Annotated in this window: 11 protein-coding genes; 8 read left to right on the top strand and 3 right to left on the bottom strand. The window is 72.5% G+C overall.

Annotation, left to right across the window (positions count from 1 at the left end):
- The first annotated feature begins 3 nt into the window (after positions 1 to 3).
- From Adu01nite_RS38390 to Adu01nite_RS38375, 4 genes are all read left to right on the top strand, one after another.
- The gene (locus Adu01nite_RS38390; protein ID WP_203734245.1) at positions 4 to 1,101 is read left to right on the top strand and encodes a transporter substrate-binding domain-containing protein; all 1,098 of its coding nucleotides are present in this window, start codon (positions 4 to 6) and stop codon (positions 1,099 to 1,101) included.
- Entirely contained in the window at positions 1,098 to 2,120 is a 1,023-nt protein-coding gene (locus Adu01nite_RS38385) for a hypothetical protein (protein ID WP_203734244.1), read from the top strand. The genes Adu01nite_RS38390 and Adu01nite_RS38385 overlap by 4 nt, the downstream gene beginning before the upstream one ends.
- Positions 2,121 to 2,189: 69 nt before the next feature.
- The gene (locus Adu01nite_RS38380; protein ID WP_203734243.1) at positions 2,190 to 2,912 is read left to right on the top strand and encodes a PP2C family protein-serine/threonine phosphatase; all 723 of its coding nucleotides are present in this window, start codon (positions 2,190 to 2,192) and stop codon (positions 2,910 to 2,912) included.
- 165 nt (positions 2,913 to 3,077) lie between these two features.
- Positions 3,078 to 5,384, top strand: a complete 2,307-nt coding sequence (locus Adu01nite_RS38375; RefSeq protein ID WP_203734242.1) for a putative bifunctional diguanylate cyclase/phosphodiesterase — start codon at positions 3,078 to 3,080, stop codon at positions 5,382 to 5,384.
- Here the strand turns inward: Adu01nite_RS38375 and Adu01nite_RS38370 are convergent.
- The 3 genes from Adu01nite_RS38370 to Adu01nite_RS38365 all read right to left on the bottom strand — a co-directional run bounded on the left by Adu01nite_RS38370 (position 5,381) and on the right by Adu01nite_RS38365 (position 8,841).
- Positions 5,381 to 5,893, bottom strand: coding sequence for an NAD(+)/NADH kinase (locus tag Adu01nite_RS38370; protein WP_275414754.1), 513 nt, complete (start codon positions 5,891 to 5,893; stop codon positions 5,381 to 5,383). The two genes, Adu01nite_RS38375 and Adu01nite_RS38370, sit on opposite strands and share 4 nt — an antisense overlap.
- 29 nt (positions 5,894 to 5,922) lie before the next feature.
- Positions 5,923 to 6,048, bottom strand: coding sequence for a hypothetical protein (locus tag Adu01nite_RS48655; RefSeq protein ID WP_275414753.1), 126 nt, complete (start codon positions 6,046 to 6,048; stop codon positions 5,923 to 5,925).
- 189 nt (positions 6,049 to 6,237) lie between these two features.
- Positions 6,238 to 8,841: an ATP-dependent RNA helicase gene (locus Adu01nite_RS38365; RefSeq protein WP_203734241.1), complete on the bottom strand. Its 2,604-nt coding sequence runs from the start codon at positions 8,839 to 8,841 to the stop codon at positions 6,238 to 6,240.
- A gap of 149 nt (positions 8,842 to 8,990) precedes the next feature.
- Between Adu01nite_RS38365 and uraD the strand changes: the two genes are divergently transcribed.
- Genes uraD through Adu01nite_RS38345 form a run of 4 tightly spaced genes read left to right on the top strand, consistent with a single transcriptional unit; the run spans position 8,991 to position 12,063 of the window.
- Positions 8,991 to 9,500, top strand: coding sequence for a 2-oxo-4-hydroxy-4-carboxy-5-ureidoimidazoline decarboxylase (gene uraD, locus Adu01nite_RS38360; protein WP_203734240.1), 510 nt, complete (start codon positions 8,991 to 8,993; stop codon positions 9,498 to 9,500).
- Positions 9,487 to 9,849 carry a hydroxyisourate hydrolase gene (gene uraH / locus Adu01nite_RS38355; protein WP_203734239.1) on the top strand — a complete coding sequence of 121 codons (363 nt, stop codon included), beginning with the start codon at positions 9,487 to 9,489 and terminating at the stop codon, positions 9,847 to 9,849. The genes uraD and uraH overlap by 14 nt, the downstream gene beginning before the upstream one ends.
- A gap of 4 nt (positions 9,850 to 9,853) precedes the next feature.
- On the top strand, positions 9,854 to 10,714 hold the full coding sequence (gene pucL / locus Adu01nite_RS38350; protein ID WP_203734238.1) for a factor-independent urate hydroxylase: 861 nt from the start codon (positions 9,854 to 9,856) through the stop codon (positions 10,712 to 10,714).
- Entirely contained in the window at positions 10,711 to 12,063 is a 1,353-nt protein-coding gene (locus Adu01nite_RS38345) for an 8-oxoguanine deaminase (protein ID WP_203734237.1), read from the top strand. Before pucL ends, Adu01nite_RS38345 begins: the two co-directional genes overlap by 4 nt.
- Positions 12,064 to 12,172 lie beyond the last annotated feature (109 nt).

Here is a 12,172-nt window from a genome sequence, read left to right as displayed (position 1 = left end):
CCCATGACCGAGCGCTTCGCGTGGCCGTTGCGACGGCGCATGCCCGGGCCCGACGGCACCGCGGAGGACATCGCGGTGCAGGACATCGCCGAGCGGGAGGCGGCCGACCGCCGGCTGCCCCCGCCCGACCCGGAGCCGCTCGCCGACCCGCCGCCGCGGTTCAACCTGGCCGCGTTCCGGCTGGCCGCGCTCGGCCTCGCGCTGGTGCTGGTGCTTGGCCTGGCGATGGTGAACCTGTTCGTCGGCGGGCCGCCGTCGGTGGCCCAGCTGCGCGCCCAGTCCGGTGTGGACGGCTGGAAGGAGCTCATTGTCGGGGTCAAGGACGACCAGCCCGGGGTCGCCTACTACGACAAGGGCAAGAAGATCTGGAGCGGCTTCGACGTCGACCTCGCCTACATGATCGCCGAGGACCTCGGGTTCCGGCGCTCGGAGGTCAAGTTCTACGGCATCCAGAGCGAGGACCGGGCCCGCATGCAGGCCTACGACACCGACGGCAACCGGGTGCCGGTCAAGATGGTGATCGCCAGTTACAGCATCACTCCGAAGCGCGAGGAGATGACGGGCGTGACCTTCTCCGCGCCGTATCTCTACACCGAGCAGTCCGTGCTCACGCTCAAGAGTCACTCCGCGGTCAGCCGGCTCAAGGACCTGGCCGGCAAGCAGGCGTGCTCGCTTTCCGCCTCGACCAGCCTCTCGGCGCCGGAGCTCGAAGGCGTGATCGTCCGCAGCAAGAATGTGGTCAGCGAGTGCATAGCCGATCTGCGGGCCGGCAAGGTCGAGGCGGTCACCACGGACGCGGCGATCCTGGCCGGTTACAAGGACCGCTACCCGGATGAGTTCGACCACTGGGATCTCGGCCTCGACGCCACCGAGGCCTGGGGGGTGAACGTGGGCGAGAATCCGGCCCTGAAGAAGCTCGTCGACCTCACCCTGTACCGCTCGCTGAAGGACCCCAAGGACGACCGCTGGGAGAACGCGTTCCAGACCAACCTCCAGACCGAGGTCGAGAACAACGGGCGTACGCCCATCGCGGTTGGTCTTCAACCCAATGTCGACAAGCCGGATATCCGGGACCTGCCGTGGGAGGACGTCCTCCCATGACCGACATCTTCGTCAAGGGCGGGCCGATCCCGCCCCGGCGCCGGCGCGCCCAGCTCAACTGGCTGCTCACCGTGCTGCCCGCGTTCCCGCTGGTCCTGCTCGTGCTGCGGCTGTGGTATCTGAGCCGGCAGGACCTGCCGACGATGCTGCTGCTGGTGCAGTACATCAGCCCGCTCGGCATGATCAGCGCGCTGTTCATCACGCTGATCTGGACCGTGCCCGCGGCCATCCTGGTGCTCCGGATCCTCGGCGGCATCCTGCTGGTCAGCGCGCCCGGCGACGCCGGTCGCTCGCTGCTCGCCGTCACCGCGCTGCGGATGCCGGACTGGGTGGTGCTGCTCGCCACCATGCTGGCCGCCTTCACCTGGCAGCTGCGCCTGCTCCCGACGCTGATCATGATGATCGTGTCGATCCTCGGGGTCACCGCGACCCTGCGCTTCCGCACCGAACGCTGGCTCATGCGGTGGATCACGGTGGGCGTGCCGGTGCTCACCGGCCTGCTCGTGCTGGTCTTCGTGTGGCCGGGCATCGTGCTCGCCCTGCGCGGCGGCGAGATCACCACCGCGCTGCTGCTGGGCGTGCCGCCGCTGCTCGGGCCGCTGCTCACCGGCCCGGTGCCGGCCTGGTCGGCCCGGCTCGTCACGCACTGGCCGGCCGTCGCCGCCGCCCTGGTCGCCCCGCTCGCGATCGGCGTCATCTTTCTGCGTGCCCCCGTCCTGCCGGACAGCGCCGTCGAGGTCGGCCCGGCCACCGGGGCCGCCGCCGTGGTCCGCGGGCAGTTGATCTCGGTCGACGACACCTCCACCACCATGCTGCAGGGCGACGGTGCGGTCCTTTTCATCCCGAACGACCAGGTACGTTCCAAGACACTGTGCTCGCAGGCGGTGCGCCCGCCGGACACCGTCGTCGTGGTCCGCGGCTGGGCGGCCGGCCGGTCGGCGCTGTCCTGGATCGCCCCCACCCATCGCGACAATGCGGTCGATCCGCGCTGCCTGGGGCGCCCGTTGAACCCCGGTTAGGCGCATTTCTGACGACGCGCCGCCGCCCGCGTGCAGACAGGGTTGCGGGGATCTGGGAAGCTGCTCGCCATGACCTTGCACCTCCGGTGGTCGGCTGTCACCGACCAAGGACATGTCCGCAGCAACAACGAGGACTGTTACTACGCCGGTGACCACCTGCTCGTCGTTGCCGACGGCATGGGCGGGATGGCCGCGGGCGACCTCGCCAGCCGCCTCGCGATCGAAGCCGTCAGTGGGCTCGACGTGCCCATCGACAACGACCACCAGATGGACGCGCTGCACAAGGCGCTCGAGGCCGCGAACGTGCGGATCGCCGAGCAGGTCGTCGCCGACCCCGAGCTGCAGGGGATGGGCACCACGCTCACCGCCGTCATCTTCTCCGGCACCCGCGCCGCGATGGCGCACGTCGGGGACTCCCGGGCCTACCTGGTGCGCGACGGCCGGCTCAACCAGCTCACCAAGGACGACACGTACGTCCAGATGCTGGTCGACCAGGGCCTGATCAAGCCGGAGGAGGCGGCCGGGCACCCGCGCCGCTCGGTCGTCACCCGGGTCCTGCAGGGCGAGCCGGTCAGCCCCGCCTACGTGATCGTCGAGCCGGAGCCCGGCGACCGCTGGCTGCTGTGCAGCGACGGCCTCACCGCGGTGGTCAGCAACGACACCATCGAGCAGGAGATGCTCGCCGCCACCGACCCGAAGTCCTGCGCCGAACGGCTCATCGACCTCGCCCTGCGCGGCGGCGGCCCGGACAACATCACGGTGATTGTCGCCGATCTGACTCCGGTCGAATGAGGCTTGTTCGCGACCTACCGTAAGCAGCGATTCGCGTAACTCACGCGCATTGTCTCCACCGTCGCGAACAAGGCTCACCAAGTGCCGGTCGTGCACCCGCGCAGGCTGCGGTAGGTTACTCCGGTCGTGGATCAGGGGGCCCGCGGCTCTATCGGGTGGTGATGGATGACAGCGCGACTATTCGTCACGCTGACACTCGTACTGGGTTCGGTTGCCATCGGCGAACTCGTCGGGCCGCAGGGGTCGCGGCTCTACGACGGCACCGTGCAGGCGGCGGCGGGGGTAGCTGCCGCGTGCATCTGCTTCGCGGCGGCCGGCCGGCGTACGGGTGTGCAGCGACGATGGCGCCTGCTCGCCGGCCTCGGGCTGGCCTGCTGGGCGCTGATGCGCCTCTACTGGGTGGCGCTCGACGTGATCGACGCCGGTCGGCCGGTCGACGCGATCGCCGACATCGGCTTCCTGGTGCTGCCCGCCTTCCTGCTGTTCGGCCTGCTCAACGTGCCGTACAGCCGGCTGCGCCCGGTGCCCACCTCGGCGCGCCGCGACCAGATCGCCCTGCTCCTCGACAGCGTGCTGATCAGCGGGTCGCTGGTGGCGCTGGCCTGGTCGGCGGTTCCGGATCAAGTGGTGAGCTGGGCCGGCCAGACGCCCGGGGCGATCGGCATGGCCGCGGCGTACGCCATCAGTGATCTTCTTCTTCTCACCATGGTGGTGCTGCTTCTCGCCACCCGGCCGGGCTCGCGCTCCGGGCGCCAGCCGTTGCTGCTCGCGGGCGTGGCGATCACCGGTTTCGGGGTCAGCGACACCCTGCGCCTGATCAATCTCGGCGAGGGCCCGCTCACCCCGCTGCAGTCCGCCGGATACCTGGTGGGCTGCGGTTTCGTGGCCCTGGCGGCGGTCTCCCGGCCGGCCGCAATCGACGAACCCGTCCCGGCCGGCGCGGAACGCGACTGGCTGCACCTGCTGCTGCCCTACGTGCCGGTCACCGCGACCGGCGTCGTCATCGCGATCAGCACCGGCGCCGGCAACCCGCTGTCGCCGTTCCAGGCCTACCTCGGCTGGCTCGGCCTCGGCCTGGTGGTGGCCCGGCAGATGTTCACCATCGTCGACAACACGGTGCTGCTCGACCGGGTCTCCGAGGGCCAGCAGCGGCTGCACCATCAGGCCTACCACGACCCGCTGACCGGCCTGGCCAACCGCGCCCTGTTCCGGGAACGCCTGGTCCTCGCCCTGGACGCGCACCGGCACCGCGGTAAACCCCTGGCCGTGCTCTTCGCCGACCTGGACGACTTCAAGCTGATCAACGACAGCTTCGGGCACGCGATGGGCGACCGGGTCCTGCACGCCATCGCCGACCGCATGCAGGGCTGCGTCAACGACGAGGACCTGGTGGCCCGCCTCGGCGGCGACGAGTTCGCGGTGGTCCTCGACCATCGCCCGGCCGACGCCGAACCGACCGGCCACCGCATCCTCGCCGCGCTGCGCGAGCCGTTCCTCATCGACGGCCATCGGATCGGCGTCGGCGCCAGCATCGGCCTCGTCGTGCCCGACCCCGGCGAACCGCTGACCGCGGACACCCTGCTGCGCCGGGCCGACGCCGCGATGTACTCCAGCAAGCGGCGCGGCAAGGGCGCCCTGGCCCGGTACGCCGGAACCGCCGACGGTGCCCCCAACGCCGACCTGCCGCACCTGCTGGCCCAGGCCCTGGTGGCCGGCGGGCGCCCGGCCGCTGCCGGCTTCGAGGTCTACTACCAGCCGATCGTCAGCCTCGACGACGGCGCCACGGTCGCGGTCGAGGCCCTGGCCCGCTGGACCCTGCCGGCCGCCGGCGGCGCCGTGCACCCCGACGTCTTCGTCACCGTCGCCGAGCGCACCGGCCAGGTCGCCGCGATCGACGACTTCGTGCTCGACCAGGCCTGCGCCGACGCCGCCACGCTGGCCGCGATCTACGGCCGGCCGATCGACGTGCACGTCAACGTGTCCGCGGGCCGCCTCGGCCAGGCTGGCCTGGAGGAGGCCGTCCGGGCGGCGCTGGCCCGGCACCCGCTGCCGCCGTCCCGGCTGATCATCGAGATCACCGAGACCCACCGCATCCAGGATCTGCCCGCCGCCGCGGCCGCCGCCACCCGGCTGCGGGCGCTCGGCCCGCGGATCGCCCTCGACGACTTCGGCAGCGGCTTCAACGCCCTCGCCCAGCTGCACTCGCTGCCGGTCGACATCGTGAAACTGGACTCGATGCTGACCGATGTGGACGTCGACCCGGAGCGGGCCGGCGCGCTGTGCCGCTCGGTGCTGGCCATCTGCGACGAGCTGAACATCGTGGTGGTGGCCGAGGGCATCGAGACCACCAGCCGGGCGGCGGGGCTGGCCGCGCTGGGCTGCCCGCTCGGCCAGGGTTACCTGTTCGGCCAGCCGGCCCCGGTGCACCGCCTCGCGCCGCCGGCCATCCCGACCCAGCGCCAGCTTTCCTAGGTACCCAGGCCTTCCCGGCGCAGGCGCTCCAGGCCCTCCTCGCGGAGGTGCGCGGGCACCAGTTCGAGCAGTTGGTCGCGGCGCAACGGCACGTCCAGCAGGCTCAGCTTCACCCGGCTGCGGCTCGCGTGCTCGCCGGCCGCCAGGCGGACCACCTGACCGGCGCCGGCCCGCAGCTGGGCCCGGAGCACGTCGCCCGCGCCCAGCTGGCCGGCCACCGTGCCGTCCACGTCGATCGCGACCGGGGCACTCTCCGGGGCCACGGTCAGCGTGATCCGGTCGTCGCGGCCGAGGACCACCGAGCGGCCGATCCCGGCCATCGGGGCGACCGGCGTGATCACGACCGCCTCGGCCGAGGGGGAGACCACCGGGCCGCCGGCCGCGTAGTTGTACGCGGTGGAGCCGTGCGGGGTGGAGACGACCACGGCGTCGCACTTGTAGTAGCCGTACGTCTGATCGTCGATGGTGAGGTCGACCGAGACCGCGCCCTTGCGGCCGAGCCGGGCCAGGACGACGTCGTTGAAGCCGGCCGCGACGGTCAGCTCCGGGCGAGCAGCCGCCCGGAATGCCCGGCCACCCAGTCGGCGATGGTGGCCACCGACTCACCGACCGGGTTCGACGGGTGCATGACCAGACCGATGGTGCCCGTCGCGCGCTCGCTCACCCGATCAACTCTAGGGCGCATCTGACGGATCACCCAGGGCTGCGGCGTGGTCCAGAGCGCGCCTGACGGCGCCCGCGACGCGCCCACATACAACCCCGGTATGAGGGCGCGTCGCGGGCGACGCCAGCCACACTCTGGACCTCGCCTCGCACTTGGGTGATCCGTCAGATGCGCCCTAGTAACACGTCGTCAGCGGGAGCGGGGATTCGTGCGCTTCGTCGGCGCCGCGGTCGTCGGGTCCTCCGGCCACGGGTGACGGGGGTAGCGGCCGCGCAGCTCCGCCCGGACCTGCGGGTAGCCCTGCTGCCAGAACGACGCGAGATCGCGGGTCACCGCGACCGGGCGGCCGGCCGGGGAGAGCAGGTGCAGCAGCACCGGGATCCGGCCGTCGGCCAGCCGCGGCGCGTCCGTCCAGCCGAACGCCTCCTGCACCTTCACCGCCAGCACCGGCGCCTCGGCGTCCGAATAGTCCACTCGGACCCGGGAGCCGCTCGGCACCGGCAATCGCTCGGGGGCCACCTCGTCCAGGCGGCCCGCCACCGACCAGGGCAGGAGCTTGCGCAGGCCGTTCGCCACGTCGATCCGCGCCAGGTCGGACCGGCGGCGGGCCGAGCCCAGCGACAGCCAGTCCTCGGCCCGCTCGGCCAGCGCCTCGTCGGACACGTCCGGCCACGGCTCGCCGAGAGCGGCGTGCGCGAACGCCAGCCGTTCGCGCAGCTCCACCGCGGCCCGCGACCAGGTCAGCAGGGACAGCCCTTCGCGGCGCAGGCCCTCCGCCAGCGCCGCCCGGACCAGCGCCGGGTCGGGGTCGGTGATGCGTCGCTCGACCAGGGTGATCGCGCCGAGCCGCTGCACCCTGCGGGCCACCACGTCGCCGTTCACCCAGCCGATCTCGGTGGTTTCGGCCAGCAGGGTCGCGGCGGCCTCCATGGCGGTCGCTTCGTCGAGCGGGGCGGCCGCCCGGATCCGCGCGGTCCGGGCGCCGGCCGTGCGGTCGGCCGAGGCCACCGCCAGCCAGGTCACCCCGCCGAGGCCGCTGCCCGGGCCCAGCTCGCCGGCCGTGCCGCCGGCCATCAGGTAGTCGCGGCCACCGGCCTCGCGAACCCTTGCCACCCGCTCCGGGTAGGCCAGGCCGACGACCAGGCCGGCGGCCAGATCATCCGGCATTGTTTTGCGGCTTTCGCCGCCTTTCTTGCTGGCCTGCGCTGTCGTCCAGGCCGCTGCGTCCGCCTCCGGCTCCGTTGCCGCAGCCGCAGCCGCAGCCGCAGCCGCAGCCGCAGCCGCAGCCGCAGCCGTCACCTCCGGGACCGCGATGTCGTCGTTCGGCGTACGGTCCAGTGCCGCCGTCAGCCGCCGCACCTCCGACCGCCACGCCTGGTCGTTGCCGGACCGCGCCCGCCGCCACGCCGCGACCAGGTCGTCGCCGGCCGCCCGGTCGTCGTCCAGCAGGGCGATGATCTCGGCGGCCCGGCGGGCGCCGACCAGGGGAGCGCCGTCGTGCAGCGCGCGGGCCAGGCGCGGGTGCAGGCCGGCGTCGGCCAGGGCCCGGCCGCGCGTGGTGATCCGGCCCTCGTCGTCGATCGCGCCCAGGTCGTGCAGCGTGGCGGTGGCGGTCTGCATCGCGCCGGCCGGTGGTGGATCGGGCAGGGCCAGGCCGGTGCCGCCGGGGTGCCCCCACAGCGCCAGGTCGAGCGCGAAGCCGGTCAGGTCGGCCGCGGCGATCTCCGGCTCGGGCTGGGCCGGCAGCCGATCATGTTGAGCCGGCGACCAGCACCGGTAGACCCGGCCCGGTGCCTCGCGACCGGCCCGGCCGGCCCGCTGGGTGGCGGACGCCCGGGACACCGGCACGGTCACCAGCGCACCCAGGCCGCGCGCGTGGTCCATCCGCGGCACCCGGCTCAGGCCGGCGTCGACCACCGCCCGGACCCCGGGCACGGTCAGGCTGCTCTCCGCCACCGCGGTGGCCAGCACGACCCGGCGGCGGGTGGCCGGGCGCAGCGCGGCGTCCTGAATGGAGCCGGGCTGGCGGCCGTGCAGCGCGATCACGTCGGCGTCGATGCCGCCGAGCCGGCCGGCCACCGTGTCGATCTCGCGGGCGCCGGGCAGGAAGACCAGGACGTCGCCGTCACCGTCGGCCAGGGCGCGGCGGACCGTCGCGGCCACGTGGTCGAGCAGGCGGGGGTCGACGCGCAGGCCCAGCGGCGGGGAGATCGGGCCGGTCGGCGGCGCCCAGTGCACGTCGACCGGGAACAGGCGGGACTCGGCGGCGACCGTGGGCGCTCCGCCCAGCACCTCGGCGAGCCGTTCCGCGTCGGCGGTGGCCGAGGTGGCCAGCAGTCGCAGGTCGGGGCGCAGGGCGGCGCGCACCTCGATGAGGAAGGCGAGGGCCAGGTCGGTGTCGAGGTGCCGTTCGTGGCACTCGTCGAGGATCACCACCGCGGTGCCGGCCAGCTCCGGATCGCGTTGCAGCCGGCGGACCAGGACACCGGTGGTGACGACCTCGACCATGGTCTGGCGGGAGACGCGACGCTCACCGCGTACCGAAAAACCGACCCGGTCGCCGACCGACTGGCCCAGCAGCGAGGCCATGCGGCGCGCAGCGGCTCGCGCAGCGAGACGACGCGGCTCGGCGACCACCACCTTCCCGTCGAGGGCGAGCGGGACCAGCGTCGTCTTGCCGGTGCCGGGCGGCGCGACCAGGACCGATGCGCCGGTGCCGGTCAGCGATTCGCGAATTTGCGGCAGAAGCGCCCGGATCGGCAGATCAGGCAAGGCGTCGTCGGGTAGGAGCACCGGACCATCGTGACTCAGCCGCCGGAAACTGTCGGACCCGCATGGCAGGGTGTGTTGCAGGCAAGGACACGTTTGTGAATTCCCGCGCAAAGATCTGCACGGGCACGACGCGGCCTGCTTGACTGTCGAAACCAGGAGGAGGGTGCCGGATGGATGCGGTCGACGCTTTCAACGCGCTTCCGGCCGTTCGCCTCGAGAATGACCTGCTCGCCTGCTGCGCGGCGCCCGCGTGGGGAGCCGCGATCGTCGCGAAACGCCCCTATCGCGAGATCCTGGAGATCATCACGGCCGGCGACGCGGCCGCCCGGCACCTGTCGTGGCCCGAGGTGCTGGTGGGGCTGTCGGCCCATCCGCGGATCGGCGAGCGCGCGGGCGGCGACTCGAAAGAGGCGGCCTGGTCGCGGCGCGAGCAGTCGACCGCCGCGCAGGGCGCCGACGAGCTGACCAAGGCCGCGCTGATCGACGCCAACCGGGCGTATGAGGACCGGTTCGGCCACGTGTTCCTGATCTTCGCGAGCGGCCGCACGCAGGAGGAGATCCTGGCGGTGGCGCGCGATCGCCTGTCCAACGACGAGGAAACCGAGCGGGTCATCGTGCAGGACGAGTTACGCAAGATCGCGTTGCTACGACTGGAACGGGTGCTCGATGCCCTCGGATGACGGCACCGAGCCGGAGTTCCACGCGAAGATCTCCACCCACATCCTCGACACGGTCACCGGCGACCCGGCCCGCGACGTCTACGTGCGGCTGGAGCGGCGCGACTCCGAGGGCTGGCGCATGATCGCCGAGGGCCGCACCGACAGCGACGGCCGCCTGCGCTATCGGGTGCCGCTGCACGAGTGGCAGGCCGGCGGTTACCGCCTGTTCTTCTACGTGGAGCCCTACCTGGGCGACGAGGGCTTCTTCCCCGAGGTCACGATCGCCTTCCACGTCCGCGACCCGGAGCGGCACTACCACGTTCCGCTGCTGCTCAGCCACTACGGCTACACCACCTACCGAGGGAGCTGACGCCGTGGCGATCGTGCTCGGACCAAACCGTTACGGCAAGGCGGAGACGCGACTGGTGCGCGTGATCCGCGACGGCGACACCCGCTCGCTGGCCGACTACAACGTGAGCGTCGCGCTCTCCGGCGACCTGGCCGCCACCCACCTGACCGGCGACAACTCGGGTGTGCTGCCGACCGACACGATGAAGAACACGGTGTATGCGTTCGCCAAGAAGCACGGCGTCGGCGAGCCGGAGGAGTTCGCCCTGCTGCTGGCCCGGCACTTCGTGACGACGCAGGAGCAGGTCGAGACGGCCCGGGTGAGCATCGAGTCGTTCGGCTGGGAGCGGCTCGGCCCGCACTCGTTCCAGCGTAAGGGCGATTACACCCGGGTGGCGTCGGTGGTGGTGACCGCCGAGTTCGAGCAGGTCGTCTCCGGCATCACCGGCCTCGTGCTGCTCAACTCGACCGCGTCGGAGTTCCGCGGCTTCCCGCGCGACGAATACACGACGCTGCCCGAGACCACCGACCGCATCCTGGCCACCGCGGTCGACGCCCGCTGGCGGCACGTGTCGGCCGGCGGCGACTTCGCCAAGTCCTACGCGGGTGCGATCGAGGCGATGACGGCCGCGTTCGTCAACACCTACAGCGCCTCGCTGCAGCAGACCCTGTTCTCGATGGGCAGCCACGTGCTCGAGAAGCGGCCCGAGGTCGCCGAGATCCGGCTGGCCCTGCCCAACAAGCACCACTACCTGGTTGATCTGTCCCCGTTCGACCTGGCCAACGACAACGAGGTGTTCATCGCCGGCGACCGTCCCTACGGCCTGATCGAGGGCACGGTCACCCGCGACGACGCACCCCCGGCCCCCGCGGGGTGGTATTTGTGATCATCATCGAGAACGTCGCGGTCGCCACCGTCGACGCCAATGACACCTACCACCCCGACGGCCACGTGGTGGTCGGCGACGACGGCCGGATCGTCGCGGTCGGCGCCGGTCACGCCGGCCGGTTCAACCGCTCGGTGCGCCGGGTCGACGGCGCCGGCTGCCTGGTCACGCCCGGCCTGATCAACACCCATCACCACCTCTACCAGTGGGTGACCCGCGGCCTGGCCCTCGACGAGACGCTGTTCGGCTGGCTCACCACGCTCTACCCGATCTGGGGCCGGCTCGACGCCGAGATCGTCGGCGCCGCCGCGGGCGCCGGCCTGGGCTGGCTCGCCCTGTCCGGCTGCACCACCAGCATGGATCACCACTACGTCTTCCCGCGCGACGGCGGCGACGTCCTCGAGGCCGAGATCGAGGCGGCCCGGCAGATCGGGGTCCGCTTCCACCCGACCCGCGGTTCGATGGACCTGAGCCAGAAGGACGGCGGCCTCCCGCCCGACAACGTGGTCGAGGAAACGGATGAGGCCCTCGCCGCCACCGAGGCCGCGATCGACCGCTGGCACGACCCGTCACCCGACGCGATGCTGCAGATCGCGGTCGCCCCCTGCTCGCCGTTCTCGGTGACCCAGAAACTGATGACCGAGGCCGCCGACCTGGCCCGCCGCAAGGGCGTCCGGCTGCACACCCACCTGGCCGAGACCGACGACGAGGAGGAGTTCTGCCTCCAGCGGTTCGGCTGCACCCCGGTCGACTACGCGGAACAGGTCGGCTGGCTCGGCAACGACGTCTGGCTGGCCCACGGCGTCCACTTCGACGACTCGGCGATCACCAAGCTCGGCGCGACCGGCACCGGCGTGGCCCACTGCCCGAGCTCCAACGCCCGGCTCGGCGCCGGCCAGGCCCGCGTCCGCGAGCTGCTCGACCACCGCGTCCCGGTCGGCCTCGGCGTCGACGGCGCGGCCTCGCAGGAGGTCTCGCACCTGGGCGCCGAGCTGCGGCAGGCGCTCTACACGGCCCGGCAGCGCGGCGGCCCCGGTGCGATGACCGCGAGCGAGGCGCTGCGCCTGGGCACCATCGGCGGCGCCCGCTGCCTGGGCCGCGACAACGACCTGGGCTCCCTGGAGCCCGGCAAGCTGGCCGACCTGGTGATATGGCGCCTGGACGGCCTGGGCCACGACGGCATCGACGACAAGCGCGCGGCCCTGGTCTTCGGCCCACCGGCCCCGATCGAGCTTTCCCTGGTAGGCGGAGCCCCCATCGTCGAACGAAACGAGCTGGTCCGAGCCGACGCCGAAACCTTGACCCGCCAGGCCCGCCGAGCCCACCGCCGCCTCCTGAAAGACCGATAGGCCGCCCTGCCGCCCTGCCGCCCTGCCGGGCTGCCGCCCTGCCGCCCTGCCGGGCTGCCGGGCTGCCGCCCTGCCGGGCTGCCGCCCTGCCGCCCTGCCGGGCTGCCGG

Source organism: Paractinoplanes durhamensis, assembly GCF_016862175.1.
Classification (GTDB): domain Bacteria; phylum Actinomycetota; class Actinomycetes; order Mycobacteriales; family Micromonosporaceae; genus Actinoplanes; species Actinoplanes durhamensis.
The sequence above is the reverse complement of the archived record's forward strand: the minus strand, read 5'-3'. Positions and strand labels throughout refer to the sequence as shown.

Coding starts and splice junctions, on each gene's coding strand:
- Adu01nite_RS38390 (WP_203734245.1), top strand. CDS start 4: ATGACCGAGCGCTTCGCGTGGCCGTTGCGACGGCGCATGCCCGGGCCC.
- Adu01nite_RS38385 (WP_203734244.1), top strand. CDS start 1,098: ATGACCGACATCTTCGTCAAGGGCGGGCCGATCCCGCCCCGGCGCCGG.
- Adu01nite_RS38380 (WP_203734243.1), top strand. CDS start 2,190: ATGACCTTGCACCTCCGGTGGTCGGCTGTCACCGACCAAGGACATGTC.
- Adu01nite_RS38375 (WP_203734242.1), top strand. CDS start 3,078: ATGACAGCGCGACTATTCGTCACGCTGACACTCGTACTGGGTTCGGTT.
- uraD (WP_203734240.1), top strand. CDS start 8,991: ATGGATGCGGTCGACGCTTTCAACGCGCTTCCGGCCGTTCGCCTCGAG.
- uraH (WP_203734239.1), top strand. CDS start 9,487: ATGCCCTCGGATGACGGCACCGAGCCGGAGTTCCACGCGAAGATCTCC.